This is a genomic window from Arthrobacter sp. 754, from assembly GCF_040548695.1.
GTDB lineage: Bacteria > Actinomycetota > Actinomycetes > Actinomycetales > Micrococcaceae > Arthrobacter.
The window spans coordinates 248102-265519 of the sequence record NZ_JBEPSC010000003.1 but is presented as its reverse complement, the minus strand read 5'-3'; the positions used below and the strand labels follow the sequence as shown (position 1 = coordinate 265519).

At 62.3% G+C, this 17418-nt stretch carries 19 protein-coding genes and 1 pseudogene; 10 read left to right on the top strand and 10 right to left on the bottom strand.

Going from position 1 to position 17418, the window contains the following annotated elements; genetic code table 11:
* Window positions 1-156 precede the first annotated feature (156 nt).
* From ABIA70_RS10680 to ABIA70_RS10655, 6 genes are all read left to right on the top strand, one after another.
* Complete coding sequence (locus ABIA70_RS10680; RefSeq protein ID WP_354147559.1) at window positions 157-1242, top strand: sugar ABC transporter substrate-binding protein; 1086 nt, start codon at window positions 157-159, stop codon at window positions 1240-1242.
* Between the two features lie 126 nt (window positions 1243-1368).
* Complete coding sequence (locus ABIA70_RS10675) at window positions 1369-2466, top strand: sugar ABC transporter substrate-binding protein (protein ID WP_354147558.1); 1098 nt, start codon at window positions 1369-1371, stop codon at window positions 2464-2466.
* Window positions 2467-2547: 81 nt separating this feature from the next.
* The gene (locus ABIA70_RS10670; RefSeq protein ID WP_354147557.1) at window positions 2548-4116 is read left to right on the top strand and encodes a sugar ABC transporter ATP-binding protein; all 1569 of its coding nucleotides are present in this window, start codon (window positions 2548-2550) and stop codon (window positions 4114-4116) included.
* Complete coding sequence (locus tag ABIA70_RS10665) at window positions 4113-5129, top strand: ABC transporter permease (protein ID WP_354147556.1); 1017 nt, start codon at window positions 4113-4115, stop codon at window positions 5127-5129. Before ABIA70_RS10670 ends, ABIA70_RS10665 begins: the two co-directional genes overlap by 4 nt.
* Before the next feature lie 58 nt (window positions 5130-5187).
* On the top strand, window positions 5188-5952 hold the full coding sequence (locus ABIA70_RS10660; protein ID WP_354147555.1) for an SDR family NAD(P)-dependent oxidoreductase: 765 nt from the start codon (window positions 5188-5190) through the stop codon (window positions 5950-5952).
* A gap of 141 nt (window positions 5953-6093) precedes the next feature.
* Window positions 6094-7800, top strand: a complete 1707-nt coding sequence (locus ABIA70_RS10655) for a CocE/NonD family hydrolase (protein WP_354147554.1) — start codon at window positions 6094-6096, stop codon at window positions 7798-7800.
* Window positions 7801-8251: 451 nt separating this feature from the next.
* Here the strand turns inward: ABIA70_RS10655 and ABIA70_RS10650 are convergent.
* From ABIA70_RS10650 to ABIA70_RS10625, 6 genes and pseudogenes are all read right to left on the bottom strand, one after another.
* Window positions 8252-8404: pseudogene (locus ABIA70_RS10650) on the bottom strand (IS3-like element ISRhosp5 family transposase); the annotation flags it as partial.
* A 305-nt stretch (window positions 8405-8709) separates the two neighbouring features.
* Window positions 8710-9078 (bottom strand): PfkB family carbohydrate kinase, encoded by a 369-nt coding sequence (locus ABIA70_RS10645; protein ID WP_157238395.1) that lies wholly within the window; start codon window positions 9076-9078, stop codon window positions 8710-8712.
* A gap of 190 nt (window positions 9079-9268) precedes the next feature.
* Window positions 9269-9436 carry a hypothetical protein gene (locus ABIA70_RS10640; protein ID WP_157238396.1) on the bottom strand — a complete coding sequence of 56 codons (168 nt, stop codon included), beginning with the start codon at window positions 9434-9436 and terminating at the stop codon, window positions 9269-9271.
* A gap of 46 nt (window positions 9437-9482) precedes the next feature.
* Window positions 9483-9776, bottom strand: a complete 294-nt coding sequence (locus ABIA70_RS10635; protein WP_104997670.1) for a Dabb family protein — start codon at window positions 9774-9776, stop codon at window positions 9483-9485.
* Complete coding sequence (locus tag ABIA70_RS10630) at window positions 9773-10234, bottom strand: SDR family oxidoreductase (protein ID WP_158677214.1); 462 nt, start codon at window positions 10232-10234, stop codon at window positions 9773-9775. The genes ABIA70_RS10635 and ABIA70_RS10630 overlap by 4 nt, the downstream gene beginning before the upstream one ends.
* Before the next feature lie 315 nt (window positions 10235-10549).
* A complete protein-coding gene (locus ABIA70_RS10625; protein WP_502917195.1) occupies window positions 10550-11284 on the bottom strand; it encodes an NADPH-dependent F420 reductase in 735 nt (244 codons plus the stop codon).
* Between the two features lie 174 nt (window positions 11285-11458).
* On the opposite strand from ABIA70_RS10625, the gene ABIA70_RS10620 reads away from it, so the two are divergent.
* Window positions 11459-11707, top strand: a complete 249-nt coding sequence (locus tag ABIA70_RS10620; protein WP_157238399.1) for a hypothetical protein — start codon at window positions 11459-11461, stop codon at window positions 11705-11707.
* A gap of 315 nt (window positions 11708-12022) precedes the next feature.
* Here the strand turns inward: ABIA70_RS10620 and ABIA70_RS10615 are convergent, their stop codons facing one another.
* Window positions 12023-12370, bottom strand: a complete 348-nt coding sequence (locus ABIA70_RS10615; protein WP_104997666.1) for an ArsR/SmtB family transcription factor — start codon at window positions 12368-12370, stop codon at window positions 12023-12025.
* Between the two features lie 80 nt (window positions 12371-12450).
* On the opposite strand from ABIA70_RS10615, the gene ABIA70_RS10610 reads away from it, so the two are divergent.
* Window positions 12451-13236, top strand: coding sequence for an NADPH-dependent F420 reductase (locus tag ABIA70_RS10610; RefSeq protein WP_267895223.1), 786 nt, complete (start codon window positions 12451-12453; stop codon window positions 13234-13236).
* 257 nt (window positions 13237-13493) lie between these two features.
* Window positions 13494-14255, top strand: coding sequence for an SDR family NAD(P)-dependent oxidoreductase (locus tag ABIA70_RS10605; protein WP_104997664.1), 762 nt, complete (start codon window positions 13494-13496; stop codon window positions 14253-14255).
* Here the strand turns inward: ABIA70_RS10605 and ABIA70_RS10600 are convergent.
* From ABIA70_RS10600 to ABIA70_RS10590, 3 genes are read right to left on the bottom strand one after another with little or no spacing between them, the layout of a single operon-like run.
* Window positions 14157-14846 carry an NADPH-dependent F420 reductase gene (locus tag ABIA70_RS10600; RefSeq protein ID WP_354147552.1) on the bottom strand — a complete coding sequence of 230 codons (690 nt, stop codon included), beginning with the start codon at window positions 14844-14846 and terminating at the stop codon, window positions 14157-14159. The genes ABIA70_RS10605 and ABIA70_RS10600 overlap by 99 nt on opposite strands.
* 51 nt (window positions 14847-14897) lie before the next feature.
* Window positions 14898-15149 carry an NAD(P)-binding domain-containing protein gene (locus ABIA70_RS10595; RefSeq protein WP_354147551.1) on the bottom strand — a complete coding sequence of 84 codons (252 nt, stop codon included), beginning with the start codon at window positions 15147-15149 and terminating at the stop codon, window positions 14898-14900.
* Complete coding sequence (locus ABIA70_RS10590) at window positions 15095-15718, bottom strand: TetR/AcrR family transcriptional regulator (protein WP_354147550.1); 624 nt, start codon at window positions 15716-15718, stop codon at window positions 15095-15097. The genes ABIA70_RS10595 and ABIA70_RS10590 overlap by 55 nt, the downstream gene beginning before the upstream one ends.
* A gap of 191 nt (window positions 15719-15909) precedes the next feature.
* Between ABIA70_RS10590 and ABIA70_RS10585 the strand changes: the two genes are divergently transcribed.
* Window positions 15910-17388 carry an MDR family MFS transporter gene (locus tag ABIA70_RS10585; RefSeq protein WP_354147549.1) on the top strand — a complete coding sequence of 493 codons (1479 nt, stop codon included), beginning with the start codon at window positions 15910-15912 and terminating at the stop codon, window positions 17386-17388.
* Window positions 17389-17418: the final 30 nt, after the last annotated feature.

Below are 17418 nucleotides of genomic sequence, written 5' to 3'. Positions count from 1 at the left end.
TGACACAAGTACCGTCGGCATAGCACCCACCAAGATCGCCGAGCAAAGAAGCTGGCGGGCCACCCCGTATTCCGGTCGTCAACGGCGCCAGCCGGATAAACGGGAGGCCAGGGGACGCACGCTTCACAGCATGCGAAAGAAACGCGAGGAGCAAAGATGCGAACAACGAAGTCGCGAATTATGTTGGCTGCTGGATCCACGGCGGTGCTGCTGGCTCTGGCTGGTTGCGCTGAGAGCGCAAGCAGCCAAGGCCCCGCTGCCACTGTTGCGATCGATGTCGGCAACGACATGACGGTCAATCTGAAGGCCAGCCCCAACCTCAAGGTCGCCGTATTCATCCCGGGCGTAGCAAATGCGTACGGGCAGGCGCAGGAGCTCGCCGCGAAGGAGACGGCCAAGGAGCTCGGCATGGAGATGACCTTGTTCGACGGGAGTTACGACCCGAGTCAACAGCTAAACCAGATGCAGACGGCGCTGGCATCCGGGGATTACGACGCCGCCGTGGTGCAGGCGCTCGACGGCACGGTGGTGTGCAAGACCATCACCGAGGATTACCCCAAGGCCAACATCCTGGTGGTGAACAACGTCACGCCGCTGTGCGAGTACGGCATTAATCAGACCGGAGCATCGGTTGAAGAGGTATGGGCGCCCGGCACCATGAACTTCGTCGGCAGCAACAACACCCGCGCCTACATCGATGGCTGGTTTGCCGCCGCGGCCGAGGCGAACCCCGGCAAGCAGAAGGTTGTTGCTGTCCTTGGTCCCGCTGTCGCCGCCCAAACGCGAGTCATTGAAGTTGCCCTCGCGAAATTCGCGAAGGACAACCCTGACTATACGGTCGACAAGCTCTACACCGACTACAGCACGACAGGCACGTTCAACGAGACCCAGACTTACCTCCAGGGCCATCCGGACACCACCCTCATCCTGTCCATGTACACGCCGGACATCTCTCGGGGCATCGTCGAAGCCGTAGACGACGCGGGCCTTCTCGGCAAGATCCACATCGTAGACCAGGGTTTCGGCGGGTTTTCGATCGAACAGATCGAGGCGGGGAACATCCAGTTCTCAACCCTGTTCTTCCCATACAACGGGATAAAGGTATCTCTCGAGACCATCGCGGCGGCTCAACGCGGGGATGCCGGCCCTCGTTTTGTGGATGACTCGGTCATTGGCACGGCGAAGAGTCCTTTCACCATCACGAAGGACACAATCTCCGAACTTCCCCCCGAACTGCGCTAGCCCCGGGTAGCTGCCACTCCCTTAAGCAGAGTCGGCGGACCACGCCACGATCGCGACGCAAAGAAGCCCGCGGCATCACATATATCCCGGCCGCCTACGGCGCCGGAACAAGCAATCAGGAGAATTATGCGTACACCAAAGTCGCGGGCCATGCTGGCCGCGGGATCCACAGCGGTACTGCTCGCCTTGGCCGGTTGCGCGGGAAACAGCAGCGGCGACCCGGGCAATCAGGGTCCAGCCGGCTCGGTCGCAATCGATGTCGGCAACGACACGAAAGTGAACCTGAAGACCGGCCAGGGCCTCAAGGTCGCTGTTTTTATCCCGGGAGTCGCCAATGAGTTCGGGTTGGAGCAGGAGCGGGCGGCGAAGGAAACTGCGAATGAACTTGGTATGGACATGACCTTATTTGACGCAGGATATGACCCGAACAAGCAGCTCAACCAAATGCAGACAGCGATGACGTCCGGAAACTTCGACGCCGCGGTAGTTATGGCCCTCGACGGCGTGATGTCCTGCAAGCTCCTCACCGAGGATTTCGCAAAGGCTAATATCCTCACGTCGATTTCAGGATCGCCCCTCTGCGACGACGGCACAGATCAGAGCGGTAAGTCAGTTGACGAGGTCTGGGTCCCGGGCACCTTGAACTTCGTGGGCAGCAACACCACCCGCGACTACGTCGACGGCTGGTTGGCGGCCGCAGCAAAGGCTAACCCGGGTAAGCAGAAGGTGGTGGCCGTTCTTGGCCCGGCGGTCAACACTCAGACGCGCGTTACAGAAGCCGCAATGGCAAAGCTTGCGCAGGACAACACCGACTATTCAATTGACACGATCTACACCGACTGGACCACGACTGACGCGTACAACAAGACCCAGACATACCTGCAGGGCCATCCTGACACTACCCTCATCCTGTCTGCGTCCGCGCCCGACCTAACCCAAGGCGTCATCCAGGCCGCAAAAGACGCCGGTCTTTCCGAAAAGATCCATGTTGCGGACGTCGGTTTCGGCAAGTTCCAGATCGAACAATTAGAAGCCGGCAACGTCCAGCTCTCCACGATGCTCTTTCCTTATAACCAGATGAAGGCAAACCTCAGCTCCATCGCGGCCGCGCAGCGCGGGGATGCGGGCTCCCGTTTTGTGGATGACTCGGTCATTGGCACTGCAAAGAATCCTTTTGTGGTGACGAAGGAAACGATCTCAGAACTGCCCGCCGAGCTGCGCTAACACCGCAGGTCGCCCCGCCTTGGGCCGGGGCGACGTTCCCTCGAACGCCGCCCCGGCCCAGTACAGAAAGTAGACCCGGCAATGGAGCCTTCACAATCGGACCCGGCTATCGCCGTCGCGCTTAAAGCGGTATCAAAGACCTACGGTGCCACCCGCGCATTGATCGACGTGGACGTTGAGATCCATGAAGGAACAGTACATGCACTGATCGGCGAGAACGGAGCGGGAAAGTCCACGGCCCTGGGTGCGATCGCCGGTCGCGTCGACTTTGACGGAGGTGTCGTCGAAGTCTTCGGTGAACCGCTTGAACCGGGAAACCTTCGCGCCGCACGCCGCAGCGGCGTCTCAGCCATCTATCAGGAACTGACGATCATCCCGCATCTGGATGCAGCAGCGAATGTATTTCTTGGGTCCGTCCTGTCCCGGTTCGGAGTTCTCTCCAGCCGCGAAATGCGTCGCCGCTACGAACAACTGTGTACTGAGCTGGACGTCCGGGTCATACCTGCCGGCGTTCCCGTAGGCACCCTCTCGGTCGCAGAGCAGCAGCTGCTCGAGATCATGCGGTCCCTCGTGGTCGAACCTCGCGTCATCCTCTTCGATGAGCCGAGCGCCTCGCTCGCCGTCGAGGAACGGGAGGCGCTCTACAAGGCGATCGAAGGGTTACGCAAGCGCGGCGTCACCATCGTGATCGTGAGCCACAACTTCGACGAGATCGAACGGCTCGCCGACTGGATAACGGTCTTCAGGAACGGCCGGGCCATCACCACGAGCAAGCGCGGGGAGAAAACCCGGGCCGAACTCGTGCGCGCAATGCTCGGTGACCAGCGAGGTGACCAGACGCTTAGCCGGGTGCTGCTGGACAAGCCGGTGGAAATACACGCCGGACCCATCGAGCCCGGCGTTGCCCCGATTCTCGAGGTGGTTGGGCTCACCGTTCCGGGAGCCATTGAAAATATCGACCTGGACGTGAGGCCCGGGGAAATACTTGGCATCGCCGGTTTGGTGGGTTCTGGCCGTTCGACGTTGCTTAGGGCGATCGCCGGTGCGGAACCCACTGCTCGGGGAACCATCCGCCTGGCGGGCGCAGAGCCTGCCTGGCCGCGGACTGTGCGCGCCGCACGCAAACTCGGAATCGGGTTGATCCCCGAGGACCGCAAGGGAGAAGGGCTAGTCCTGCTCCGCAGCGCCGCGGACAACATTGCCCTCTCCAATCTTGGCTCCGCCTCAACCGGGGGCGTGATCGTCCGCAAGAAGCTCCGTGCCATGGTCGCCGAGGCAGCCTCAAGGCTGAACTTCCCCGTAGCCCGATTAGGTGAACGCAGCGACAGGTTCTCCGGCGGCAATCAGCAGAAGTTGCTGATGGCACGGTGGCTGTACGACCGACCCCGGGTGCTGCTCGCCGACGAGCCAACACGCGGTATCGACGTCGGCGCCAAGGGCGAACTCCTCGAGACTTTACGCGTGATGGCGGCCGATGGCGTTGCCGTGATCATGGTCTCGTCCGAGCTTGAAGAAGTGTTGGCGGTGTCCGACCGGGTGCTCGTAATTGCCAAGGGCCGCAGCATGGGGCTCCTTGAGCGGACCGGCGATCAACAGATCGCCATGGAAGACGTACTGCAAGCAGCATTTGGATTGAAGGAGCACGCATGAGCGCCACCATCGACCGGGACACCACCCCGGAAGGAACCGTTATTCCTGCTGTGACAGCAGGCAAAAGCCTCAACCTGCGAGAGAGAGCAGCAAGCCTCGGGATGGTCTGGGTGCTCATCATCCTCGTCATCACAGCGATCATCCTCAATCCCCGCTTCCTCAACCCGGGAAACCTGGTCAACATCCTGACCCAGAACGCGCCCGTCGGCATTATCGCGGTAGGGATGACGTTCATCATCATCGCAGGAGGCTTTGACCTTTCGGTGGCCGCCGTCCTGGCTATCGGCGGGGTGTCCTACGCAACGCTGTCCCACATGATGCCTGCGGGGCCGGCGATACTCATCACGCTGGCGATCGGATTCCTCCTCGGCCTGATCAACGCCCTCCTCATCACCAAAGCGAAAGTGAACGCGTTCATCGCAACTCTCGCCACCGCCTCTTTGTTCAGCGGCCTGACCTTGCTGTACACAAACTCCAAACCGGTTTCCATGGCAACGGGCGGCTACGACTTCCTTTCCGACGAGGACTTCCTCGGAGCACCGCTCTCCGTCTGGCTGCTAGCCGTCCTCGTCGCAGCAGGATGGTTCGCACTGTCCAAAACCGTGTACGGCCGGGGAATCTACGCGATCGGCGGCAACAACGAAGCCGCACGGCTGGCCGGACTGCCCGTAACCTCACTCCGGGCAAGTACCTACGTGCTGACAGCCATGCTCGCCGCACTCGCCGGCATCGTCCTAGGATCGGTCATCGGCGTCGGACAGCCAGGCGTAGCCGTCGGAGTCACACTCAACTCGATCGCGATCGTTATCATCGGCGGAACTTCACTGCTCGGAGGAGAAGGCGCCATGTGGCGAACCCTCGTCGGCATCCTGATCTTCGGAACCATCAACAACGTCTTCGACATCCTCGCATTTCCACAAGCAACACAAGAGGTCGCCCTCGGCGTGATCGTACTCGCCGCCGTATCCCTCGACGCCTACACCCGGTCACGGAAACGCTCAGGAGAAGCCTGACCTGCCGCGACAACGGCAGCTTTGCTGAAGAATCCCCTATCAGAGAAGGAATATGAATATGTCACGATTGGCCGGCAAGGTCGCCATCATTACGGGTGCAGCCAGCGGACTGGGGCTCTCCGCCCTCAAGCTCTTCGTGGCCGAAGGGGCCCGGGTAGCGGCTACGGACATCTCCGCGGAGGCACTGCAGCAGGCGGTCGATGAAGTTACGGCTGACGGTGGCGAGGCAATCGCCCGCACTCACGACGTCTCTTCCGTTGAGGACTGGAATCGTGTGGTTGATGACGTCCTGGCGGAGTGGGGCACGATCGACATCCTGATCAACAATGCTGGCATTGCCCTGCCAAAGGGTATTCTCGACGCCGGGCTGGAGGACTGGAACAAGGTCATGGCCATCAACGCCACCGGACCCTGGCTCGGGATGAAGAGTGTAATCCCCACCATGCAGGCCGCCGGCCACGGTTCCATTGTGAACGTCTCGTCGATCGCCGGGATTATCGGTGGTGGCGCCGGGGACGGCGGGGGCGCGGCATATTCCGCCTCGAAGGGTGCGGTCCGGTCCCTGACAAAGCACGCTGCCCAGTGGTTCGCAAAGGACAGCATCCGGGTAAACTCGGTGCATCCGGGTCCGATCGATACCGGCCTGACCCGTGGTTACGGGTTCACCAGGGAAACGCTGGCCAACCCCGGAACTGTTCCTTTGCCGCCCCACGCCGGGGAGGCCTCCGACATCGCGTACGGCATGCTCTACCTTGCCTCGGACGAGGCAAAGTTCATCACCGGAGCAGAACTAGTCATCGACGGCGGATTCATCTCTCGCTGAGGAAACCTACTCCTAGTACTACAGCGGGCCGTCATTGCCAACGAAGATGTCGCGGTATCGCTTCGACCATTCATAAACTAGCCGCCCACGACCCCGAAACGGGATCGTAGTGGATGCGGTCGACTTCAGAAGGACAAGCACATGCATGAAATCACCCTTCAACTTGACGTTCCCGCCACGATGCGCGACGGCACCATTTTGCGAGCAAACGTTTTCCGCCCTGAGGGAGAAGGTCCTTTCCCTGTTCTTCTTGCCCGCCACCCTTACGACAAGAATTTGATGGAGACCGGCCAGCTCGACGTCAGGACGTTGGTGCGAGCTGGCTACATGGTGGTCACGCAGGACTCCAGGGGTCGCTTCACTTCCGACGGCGAGTGGCATCCCTTGCAACACGAACGCGAGGATGGCTACGACACCGTTGAATGGGCGGCTTCTCTACCGGGCAGCAACGGCAGGGTGGGCATGTTTGGCCCCAGCTATCTCGGCAGCACCCAGTGGAGCGCCGCGATTGCCCGTCCCCCACATCTGGCGACCATCGTCCCTGCCACAACTTTCGCCGACCCGGACAACGGCTTACTGTTCCGAGGCGGGGCGATCGAGTTCGGAAACAACCTTTTCTGGGGACTGTTTACCGCCTTGGGCCAGATCCCGAAGGCCGGGCTCGAGGCCGACGCAATGATGAGGCAGTTGGGGACGACGTTCACCGACCTTGACGCTCTCGCCACCCGCACGTATTGGCAGCTACCGGCAGGTGCCCCTGCGGCGCTGGCGGCGACAGGTCAGCCGGACCTCGGGGTCACCCGAGCCTTGGCGGATCCCACAACCATGGAGGACACACGCGTCTCAAGCAAGTACGACGATATAGACGTTCCCACCTTGGGGTTCGCGGGCTGGTACGACCTCTTTCTGCAAGGAGACATCGACAACTACGTCGGCCTGCGGGCACGCGGCCGTACCGCTCGCCTCGTAATCGGGCCCTGGCACCATGGCAGCCTCTCATCGCCTTGGAATGGAGGCCAGGTCGGTGAAATCAACTTCGGCCTTTCCGCCCAGACCCCGGGCGGACAGACGGTCACTGATATCGAGCGAGAGTGGTACGACCACTGGCTAAAGGACATGCCCGCCACCCACGCACACGAACCCGGTGTCCTGATCTTCGTTATGGGTACGAACCAGTGGAGGTCCGAAGAGGACTGGCCGCTCGCACGGGCCAAAGACACGGCGCTGTATCTCAACGAGGACAAGACTCTGACATGGTCAGTGCCCGAGCTTGACGAGGCCGGGTTGGGCTTCACCTACGACCCGGCTGACCCCGTCATCACCCGAGGTGGAAGCATCCAAATGGCCTCCGACTTCCCCGCAGGCCCATTCGACCAGCGCGTCGTGGAGGCCCGTGACGACGTTCTGGTTTTCACCACCGATCCGCTTGAGGCTGACCTCGAGATCACCGGACGCGTGCGCGCAACCATCTTCGCCTCCACGGACGGTCCCTCCACCGACTGGGTAGTGCGGCTGTGCGAGGTCGACGGGGCTGGCATATCGCGCAATATCACCGACGGGATAACACGTGTGCATACCGAATCGGAGCGTGTCGACGAGGTCGATGTCGACCTGTGGTCGACCTCCATCGTTATAAAGGCGGGCCACTGCCTGCGCGTGCAGGTGACTTCCAGCAATTTCCCCCGCTGGGACCGCAACCTCAACACCGGGGAACCCGTGACTGAGGGCACTTCCATCCGCGTCGCACAGCAGCGGCTCTACCACGACCGCAAACGTCCCTCGCGAATCATTCTCCCGATCGTCCCCAGTGGACCGGAGAACGTATTGGCCAACCGCGAGGGTCAGTAAAGTTTGCTACCCTGGCACGCTTTCGGTGGTGGAGCCCAACGTCGTTCAGGCGAGGAGGATGCGGTGGTGGGATTGGCCTCGTTGGGCTCCAAAAGAGCGGCGAACGCCTGGACCAGGCTGAGCCCTGCGGTGATCGCCGGGCAGGAGGCGGCGAGCTGGTCGAGGCGCTCTTGCTGTCCGACGGTGAGCCTGTCCGGTCTGCTTAGAGGGAGGCGGGGAGGCAAGGCGGGGTAAGAGGTCCGGGACGCTCATCCTGGTGCGGCCCTGGTTCAGGTACGGGGTCAGCTGGTTCCCGCTGCCCTGGTAGCCCAGCTCAGGGGTCTCGCGGAGGAGCTGTTGAACCGGCCCTGGGCTCGGTCGCCCGGCGGCTGGGCAGGTGCTTCCGATACGGGTCCGCGAACGTGGGCCGGTACGGCGGGACGCGCTGGAGGCGTTCAGGCGTACAGGCGTACAGGTCGATGACGGTGGCTAGGTACCACGGCTTGGAGCCCTTGATCAGCAGGTAGGTCATGTCCCCGACGTAGCGCTGGTTCGGGGCCGAAGCAGTGAAGTCCCGGCCCAGGATGTCCGGGATCCTTGCCGCGGCCGGGCCGGGGACGGTGGTGCAGTGCCGGATCCCCGAGAGGCGAACAAGAGCGAACAAGGCGGCGAAAAAGACTCTCACCCCGCAGCGGGCCGTCGCTTCGGTGTACCGAAAGCCCTCCTTGCTCGTGATACACGATTAGCAGAGAGACCGTCTCCTCGTACACCCGGCAAGCAAGGTTGGAATGAGCGTTTCCGTGCCGGGGTCGTCGTTATCCCATATCCGGATGTCGCCATGGCTTGACGGAATCTACATGGGGGGAAGAGAAAGGTCCACCGAGAGGGCAGCAAGGACCACGATATCGACGAGTTGCCCCAGCCCAGATGCTAGCTGGCAAGGTGTACCTTCCCGGAAACGGCGTAACAGCCTGAGCGCTGGTTCTCACTGGTCGTAGACAGGGGCGGGTTCTCCCTGGAGTTCGCGGACGACGACGGCCGTGGGCATGCCAGAGGTTGCACCGAGGGACTGCGTCGAGAGGGACGCCTGGCAGACCGCCCTGTTCGCGGCATGAGGAGGGACTCGCCCTTGGTCAGGGCGTTACCGAGGACTCCCACGAAAGTGTCGCCGGCGCCAGTGGTGTCCACCACATTCACCGAGGGCGCTGGGATCTGGGTCGACTCTCCGCTGAGCCAGATCAGGGCGCTTCGACCTCCGAGAGTTACGACGAGGAAGGTCGGCGCCTTTCGTCCGGCCATGGCCCCCCAAGCAGAGCCGGGTTCTCTGGGACGCGCTGGCCGAAGATGACCTCGAACGCGCCTTCGTTAACGAACATCACATCGCACCAGCACCAGGAGTTCCGTGTCGAGCGCTCGGGCCCGCGCGGGGTTGAGCACAAAGATCCCCCTCGACCGCTGCGCAGCTCTGCGAATTACGTCCAGCGGCACTTCAGGCGAGCACTTCGGCTGCTTCTGCGGCAGCTTCGGCTGCTTCCGTGACGCTGTGGGGACTCACCGTCGCGTTGGCCTCGCTGACGACGACGATCGAGTTTTCGGCAGTTGCGGGCGAAGTTCTGTCACAGTTCTGCTGGGATCCGAAACCCGCCTTGTCTGCCATCGCCACAAGCGGGGCCCCGAACCGCTAGTTCGGGGGCCCCGCGTTGTTAAATCTCGAGGTCGAGGATGGCAATGTCGGTGTTTTTGCGGAACTCGAGGATGAACATGGCCACCTCCATGTGGGTGGGGTCGGCCGAGAACACTTCCAGGGCGGCGCGGTCATCGAGCTCGGCGACGAGGCCGAAGTCGAAGTTTCCTTCGATACCTATGTCGATGCCTGCCTTTAAAGAGCGCAGGCCGGGGATGACACCGACGAGTGCTTCAAGTCGATCGATGGCCTCCTGCACGCGCTTCGCCGGTGTGCCTTCGATGACGCGGAATAAAACGATGTGTCGGATCATGGTGTCTCCTTTACTGGGCGGCGTGGCCGCCGTCGATGATGATGTCGGCGTCGGTTCCGGTCACGAACCCGCGGCTCGGCGAGGAAGAGCACGCGGTAGGTGATGTCGATCGGATCGGCGCCGAAGATCGGGATCTTCGAGAGGACCGCGTCGGCGGTTTCCTTCGACATGGCTTCTATAATGGGGGTGCGGGTGAGCCGCGATCGGACCGTATTCAGGCGGACGTCGGCCTTGGCAACGTCCAGCGCGATCTTCTTCGTGATCGCGCGCAGAGCCTCCTTGATAGCCGAGTACGCCGCTGGGCCACCGCTGACACCGCCCACGAGACCGGCTGCAGACGAGATCTTGACGATCGAACCCGTGCCGTTCTTCTTGATCTCGGCATCGCAGCTTCGAGCGGCGTGCCGAGGATGTTGACGTCGAGGATGCGGATCGTCTCGCCGGCGTCGATGTCCCACATATCCTGTGTCTGGCCGGTGTTGATCAGGGGTGTCCACCTTGCCGAACGCCTCAGCGGCCTTTGGAACGAAGTCGACGCAGTCGCTCTTCGTGACGATGTTGTGCTTGAGCCCGACGGCTGCCTTGGATCCAGTCGCTTCATTTGATCTCTGCGACCGTCTCTCTAACAGCGCGTGAGGTCCGTGGCGACGACCTTCGTGCCCTAAGGGCGAAGAGCTTAGCCTCAAACTTGCCTTGCCCCCCGGCCGCTCCTGTGATGATTACGGCCTTCCTGTATAGACGTCGCCTGATGTTTGCCCTGTTTTTGGCAGACGCTAATTATGTGCTGCGCGGTTGATCGCGACAGTTTCGTCCAGAGACGGCATCTTCTCGAAAGAGCCGAAGTACTCGATGAGACGGTCACGCGTGATCGTCGCCTTGTCTTTCTCGGCCGCGGCAATAGCCTTGGCGAGGTCTGCCAGGCCGAGCTCGGTGCAGTAGGCCGGGGTGCCCGGCTGCTGGCGCCACGAGTCGGCAATTACGCCGGCGTCGAAGGGGTCAAAGCCGGTGTCGTCAACGAGGCCCATGACCGTAGCGCGGGCCTCGGCGGAGTCCGCAGCGACAGGGATTGCAATTCGGCCAGGAGATCCTGCGGGGAGTCCCTTGGTCTGCTGGGTACCGGCGAGTGCTGCATTCCATGCCTTAACCACGGGGCGCCCGAGCTGCTCCTGGCTCCATTCGCTCTCGACCTGTCCGTTGTCTACTGCCTCAACCGGGCCCATCATGTAGGGGTAATAGTTCGACGTGTCGACCACGATCGTGTCCCTAGACACACCGGCCAGGAGATCTGCGAGATCCCGCTGTACCGAGAACGGGACCGCCAGCACGATTACGTCGCGGTCCGTGACCGCGGCGTCCATCTCGGCAGCACGCGCGCCGGCGGCGAGGACTTCTTCAGCGACGACTTCCGGTCCGCGGGCGTCAGCGACGAGAACGTCGTGTCCTGCTTCGCTGAGACGACGTGCGAGGTTGCCGCCGATAGCTCCAGCGCCGATAACTGTGATCTTCATAGGTGTTTCCTTCGTTGGTTGGTCCCACACGACAGGTGCGGACCGGATGTACACTCATCCGTGTACAAGAAGCCTAGCAGATGTACGCCTAAATGTGTACATCTATGGTCTGGGATGGATCGCCACCCGATGGATAGGGCAACCACGCCGGCCAGTCGCTTGGCGAATACCCTCATGACCCCGCCTGAGGAGGATCTCAACCTCTTTGCCGTGTCCGCGCTGAGCGACCCCACCCGGCGCGCGATCATCGAGTCCATCAACCAGGAGCCCGGCACCGGACGCAGCGGCTCCGACTTCGGCGTGCCCGGCATCGCCGGAGCAAGTCTGGGCAACACCAGACCTCCACAAAAACGAGGAGAAATACCAATGAAAGAAAGAAGCTACAACCCCCGGATATCGTCATCGTCGGCAGCGTCAACCTAGACATCGGGTGTATCCAAGAAGTCTCACTCGGCCACTGTGACTGACAAACTCCTCATGGTCACCAACCTGAGACAGTTTTTGCTGAGACGCAACTTTAAGACATCGCCACCCTCAGAATTCCGCGGACCGGAGCTCGCGAAGGTACCAGTAGCCGTCGAAAAGCTGTTGATTTCCAAGTCGCTCCAGAGCGGAAGCCAGGCGCCAGTCGCCATCCGCAGCCCCACTCGCTTGCCGTTAGGAATGCGGGCGCGCCATACAACCCCCACAGGAGGGGACACGTGCGCAACAGCGCATGGAGCCTTCCGGGTGCGATTCTTAGTGACTCGAAGGTGAATCGGTCTTGGAACTCGCGTCCGCGGCGATTACCAAGTCCAACAGGCCAGGGAAGCGTCGGTCGAGCTCCTCTCTGCGGAGCCAGTTCCTGTGCCGATTGCCCTGGGCTTCTTGCTTGATGACGCCCGCCTCTCGAAGAACGCGCCAGTGCCGGGTCAGTGCCGATTTCGAAACGCCGAAGTCCGACCTGCTGCACGCCTCTCCAGGCGCCGCGGCAACCATTTCCACGATCGCGCGGCGGGTGGGGTCGACGAGCGCAGACATCACCGCGAACAGGTCCAGGTCTTGTTCATCCGGCATGGTCAACGGGTTTGCTAAACGACTTGCCACAGCATCATTCCTCCCTGTAACCGACATCATGTACACATATCCACGTACATCGTGTTACGCTTTTTTATGTACATGACTTAGTGTACATCCCCTGGTGCTCTCCATGGGATCCTGCGACAAAGGAAAACCAGATGAAGATTACTGTTATCGGCGCCGGAGCTATCGGCGGGAACCTTGCACGCCGACTGAGCGAGGCCGGCCACGATGTGAACGTGGCCGATGCTCGTGGACCCGAGGCTATTGCCACCGAGGTCGTCGCCGCGGGCGCACATGCCGTAGAACTCGATGGTGCAGTGGAGGACCGTGACGTGGTCATCCTGTCGGTTCCGTTTTCCGTCCAGCCCAAGCTCACCGATCTGCTCACCAAGGCACCCGCGGACGCGATCATCGTTGACACCTCGAACTACTACCCATCCATGGTCGGGCCGGTAGCAGCCGTCGACGCCGGTCAGGTCGAAAGCGCATGGAGCCAGGAACAGCTCGGGCGCCCCGTGGTTAAGACATGGAATGCAGCACTGGCCGGTACCCAGCAGACCAAGGGACTCCCCGCAGGATCTCCTGGCCGAATTGCAATCCCTGTCGCTGCGGACTCCGCCGAGGCTCGTGCGACGGTCATGGGCCTCGTTGACGACACCGGCTTTGACCCCTTCGACGCCGGCGTAATTGCCGACTCGTGGCGTCAGCAGCCCGGCACCCCGGCCTACTGCACCGAGCTGGGCCTGGAAGACCTCGCCAAGGCTATTGCCGCGGCTGAGAAAGACAAGGCGCCCGTGACGCGTGACCAGCTGGGCGAGCGCTTCGCTTCACTCGAGGCAATGCCCTCGTTAGACGAGACGGTCGCCATCAACCGTTCGGCACACGAGTGAATCTCGAGAGCCTGAATAGGCAGGGGCCGCTGCGGCTGGCCGGGTCATAAGCCCTCACACGATCCCGGGACGATCCTTCGTCCGATCACTTCGACGTCGCGCCACATTCCTGGCCGGCGATCCGAATGCCGCGCTCATCTCCTGGCTGGAACCCGGCCCGGACGCGTCCGAGTGCGACCCCGCCGACAAACGAGCGGCCACATAGCCGCATGGCTCGTCATCGGCGAGACCATATTGAGAGAACAGAGAAACATCACATGTCACGCTTAAAAGGCAAGGTTGCCATCATCACCGGAGCTGCCAGCGGTATCGGTCTTGCCACCGCTCAGCTCTTCGCAGCCGAGGGGGCCAAGGTCGTCGCGACCGACATCTCCGAGGATGCACTCGCCCGTGCGGTTGAGGAAATTGCCGCCACGGGAGCGGAGGTGCTCACACATACGCTCGACGTCAGTTCTCCCGAGTCCTGGAAGAGCGTGGTCGCGGACGTCACTGCTGCGTGGGGGACCATCGACATCCTGGTCAATAACGCCGGCATCGCCCTCGCCAAGGGTCTTCTCGAGACTGAACTCGACGAGTGGAACAAGGTACTCGCGATCAACACCACCGGCACCTGGCTGGGAATGAAGAACGTCATTCCCAGCATGCAGACCGCCGGGCGCGGAGCCATCGTGAACGTGTCGTCGCTGGGTGGAATCATCTCAGGGGCGGCCGATGGCGCCAGCGCCGCCTACTCGGCTTCAAAGGGTGCGGTGCGATCCCTGACCAAGCACGCGGCAAACTATTTCGCCGGTGACAGTATCCGGGTGAACTCCGTCCACCCGGGGCCCATCTACACAAACCTCATCAAGAACTATGGCGTCACCAAAGAACAGGCTGCGGATGCCGCCAACTCAATTCTGCCGCCGCACATCGGCGAGGCATCAGACGTCGCTTACGGCATCCTGTATCTCGCGTCCGACGAGGCCGGATTCGTCACCGGTGAGGAACTGATCATCGACGGCGGCTACGCCGCCCACTAGACCTGAACCCCGGGAGAGTCCCGCGTCGGGGCGCTCTTCCGGGGTGCCAGAGGTGTTTTCCTGGCCTGTTGAGTAGGTCGCGGTCAGAACTGTCGCGCGGCGACGTCGGGGCGGTGTGAAGCGGCGAGTAGCTCCCCGAGGCGTTCTGCGGAGACAGGCGCTCCGGGGTTCCCCGAGGTAGTCCCGCTTCATGCCTTCCAGGTCGGCGGCGTAGATCGGGGTGTAGGCACCGGAGTCCGGTTCGAAGCGCCATGACTCAGCTAGCGTTCCGGCGTCGATGGTGTCGAAGCCGAGGGCGTCCACGATCGCCGCGATCCGCGTCTTGGCCTCGTCGTTGTCACCGGCGATTGCCAGCGCGGTCCGGGGAGTGGAGTGCGCGAGGTTCGGGATGTAGTGGAAGAGGATGTTGTTGAAGGCCTTAACGATCACCGTGTTCGGAAGGAGCGACTGCTCGTACTCGGCGGTCGTGTTCTCGAGGGAGTCCAGCTGCTCGATGCGGCCTTCGCGGTGGGGGTAGTAGTTCCCGGTCGAGAGGATCGTCTTCCCGGCGAAGGCCTCCACAGGCAGGTTCGGGTAGGCGGCCAGCGGCACGGCCAGGACCGGGATGTCGCCGAACTCAACTGCGGCGCGGACGTCGCCGGCCTACGCCCGAGGGCCGAGCTCTTCGATCAGGCCGGCAAGTGTCTCCGGTCCTCGCGAGTTTGCGATGAGGACCTCGTAGCCGGCCCTTACGGCCAGTCGTGCTACGGCGGCTCCGATCGATCCGCTGCCGATGATTCCGATTCGGTTCATGGTGTTCTCCCTTAATGTTGTCGATCCGTCCCATATGATGTGACGTTCTAGTCGGCGGGCGTCGCTGACACCCCGCGTGTGTGGGACGAGTTCAGTTCCCACCCGTTTCTGGTGATACCGGCCAGGGCCGCGGCGGATGTGCCATCGGCCAAAGCCGCTCCGCGGACCCAGCTCGTGGCCAGTGCCACCAAGAAGAGATCCCGTGCCCGAATCTCCTTCCGGGCACTTCCATCTCGTTGTGCGGCGTGCAAGAACTCCTCGGTTGTTGTGATGAATCCTTCGCATGTAACTGCGAGAGGGGATGTGCTGGTGGCCGCCGCAGCGCGGAGGGGGTCGGGCAGCCCGTCGAACGCGCCTGCCCACTCGGTTAGCGCTTCGAGCCAGCCGTCGAGTGCGTCGGCCGCGTTAGCCGCCTTGGTGCGGAGCTCGTCTCTGCGGGACATCAACGCCTCATCGCGCGCGGCGAGCAAGGCCGCGAGCAGAGCTTCCCGGTTGGGAAAATGCCGGTACAGGGTTCCCGCGCCGACGCCTGCTTGTTTCGCGATCGCGTCGAGCGAGCCGCCCACTCCGTGCTTAGAGAAGTACTGCTCGGCGGCGTCGAGGATGTGATCTCGATTGCGTCGGGCATCCGCCCGCGGGGCGCGGGCGCTGCTCGTAGCGGTCCTGGACATAACGGTTGCCTCACTTTTGACAAAACGGAGAGTGTCTCCGTATAGTCGTTCACCTAATGGGAGACGCTCTCCACTATAGAGCACGCTGCTGGTCGCCGATGGTGTGTCACCACAGGTCTGACTCGTCGATCCAGCGTGATGACCGGGTGTCGTCGCCTCAAAATCAACCTCTCAATGAACGGAACGTAGCTATGTCAGGCACCTCCACCGCATCGCTTCCTCATGTGGCGCATACTCATCCGCAGGAGGTCGACGGGCGCAATCGGCTCGCGATCGGTGTGCTGCTCGCCTCAACGTTTGTCGTCATCCTGAACGAAACGATCATGAGCGTCGCACTTCCTCACCTCATGGACGATTTCGACATCGAGGCAAGCGCGGCGCAGTGGCTCACCACCGCCCTCCTCCTCAGCATGGCGGTCGTGATTCCGATCACCGGCTTCCTGCTGCAGCGCGTCAGTACCCGTGCGATCTTCAGCAGCGCCATGTCGTTGTTCAGTATCGGCACACTCATCGCGGCCATCGCGCCCGGCTTTGAGATCCTGGTCGGCGCACGCGTCGTGCAGGCCTTGGGTACAGCGATCATGATCCCCCTGCTTTTCACCACCGTGTTCACCCTCGTCCCCGCAGAGCGACGCGGACGCGTGATGGGCAACGTCTCGATCGTGATCTCTGTCGCCCCCGCGGTCGGCCCGACCGTGTCGGGCCTCATCCTGAGCGCGCTGAGCTGGCGCTGGATGTTCATCATCGTGCTGCCGGTCGCCGTACTTGCTCTCGTGGTCGGGGTCCTGCGCATACCCAACGTCAGCGAGCCGCGCAAGACCCCGCTCGATTACGTGTCGGTCGTTCTTTCGGCCACCGGCTTCGGCGGGCTCGTTTTTGGCCTCAGTCACATCGGCGAGACCGAGGCAGGAATCTCCAGCCCGACCAGCTGGGCGCCCCTCGCCCTTGGCGCAGCAGGCATCGCGCTTTTCATCCTGCGCCAGTTGCAGCTGCAACGCACAGACCGCGCACTGCTTGACCTGCGCACCTTCACGAGCTCGGGCTTCACGCTCGCGATGGCCGTGATCGCGATCTACACGACCACACTGTTTGGCACTCTCACCCTGCTGCCGATATACACGCAGATCGTGCTCGAACTCGATGCCCTGACCACCGGCTTGCTGATGCTGCCCGGCGGACTTGTGATGGGGTTCCTCGCGCCGTTCGTCGGGCGCATCTATGACAAAGTCGGACCGACCGTACTCGTTGTTCCGGGCTCGATCATCGTGAGCGGTGCGTTGTGGTTCATGACGACGCTGGGCGCTGGTTCGAGCATCGTCACGGTCCTCGTCGCCCACATCGTGCTGAGTATCGGCCTGGCCCTCGCATTCACCCCTTTGTTCACCTCGGGGCTCGCATCGCTCAGCCCGCAGTTCTACTCCCACGGCAGCGCCACGGTCAGCACCGTACAGCAGCTCGCCGGCGCGGTCGGCATCGCGGTGTTTTTCACGGTGATGACTGCGACATCGACACCGCGAATCGAAGACGGGGCCAGCGTCATCGCGGCCACGGCCGACGGCATCCACGCCGCGTTCGTCTGTGGAGCGGTCCTCTCGCTTATCGCAATCCCGCTCGCATTCTTCATCCGCAAGCCCGCCTCCAGCGGTCCCCAGGTGCCCGTTGGGCACTGAGCATCACCCCGCCTGCTCCGAAACCCTCGA

Bases quoted from the DNA above. Each gene is read 5' to 3' on its own strand.
- ABIA70_RS10680 (WP_354147559.1), top strand. From the start codon at position 157: ATGCGAACAACGAAGTCGCGAATTATGTTGGCTGCTGGATCCACGGCG.
- ABIA70_RS10675 (WP_354147558.1), top strand. From the start codon at position 1,369: ATGCGTACACCAAAGTCGCGGGCCATGCTGGCCGCGGGATCCACAGCG.
- ABIA70_RS10670 (WP_354147557.1), top strand. From the start codon at position 2,548: ATGGAGCCTTCACAATCGGACCCGGCTATCGCCGTCGCGCTTAAAGCG.
- ABIA70_RS10665 (WP_354147556.1), top strand. From the start codon at position 4,113: ATGAGCGCCACCATCGACCGGGACACCACCCCGGAAGGAACCGTTATT.
- ABIA70_RS10660 (WP_354147555.1), top strand. From the start codon at position 5,188: ATGTCACGATTGGCCGGCAAGGTCGCCATCATTACGGGTGCAGCCAGC.
- ABIA70_RS10655 (WP_354147554.1), top strand. From the start codon at position 6,094: ATGCATGAAATCACCCTTCAACTTGACGTTCCCGCCACGATGCGCGAC.
- ABIA70_RS10645 (WP_157238395.1), bottom strand. From the start codon at position 9,078: ATGGCCGGACGAAAGGCGCCGACCTTCCTCGTCGTAACTCTCGGAGGT.
- ABIA70_RS10640 (WP_157238396.1), bottom strand. From the start codon at position 9,436: ATGGCAGACAAGGCGGGTTTCGGATCCCAGCAGAACTGTGACAGAACT.
- ABIA70_RS10635 (WP_104997670.1), bottom strand. From the start codon at position 9,776: ATGATCCGACACATCGTTTTATTCCGCGTCATCGAAGGCACACCGGCG.
- ABIA70_RS10625 (WP_502917195.1), bottom strand. From the start codon at position 11,284: ATGAAGATCACAGTTATCGGCGCTGGAGCTATCGGCGGCAACCTCGCA.
- ABIA70_RS10620 (WP_157238399.1), top strand. From the start codon at position 11,459: ATGACCCCGCCTGAGGAGGATCTCAACCTCTTTGCCGTGTCCGCGCTG.
- ABIA70_RS10605 (WP_104997664.1), top strand. From the start codon at position 13,494: ATGTCACGCTTAAAAGGCAAGGTTGCCATCATCACCGGAGCTGCCAGC.
- ABIA70_RS10590 (WP_354147550.1), bottom strand. From the start codon at position 15,718: ATGTCCAGGACCGCTACGAGCAGCGCCCGCGCCCCGCGGGCGGATGCC.
- ABIA70_RS10585 (WP_354147549.1), top strand. From the start codon at position 15,910: ATGTCAGGCACCTCCACCGCATCGCTTCCTCATGTGGCGCATACTCAT.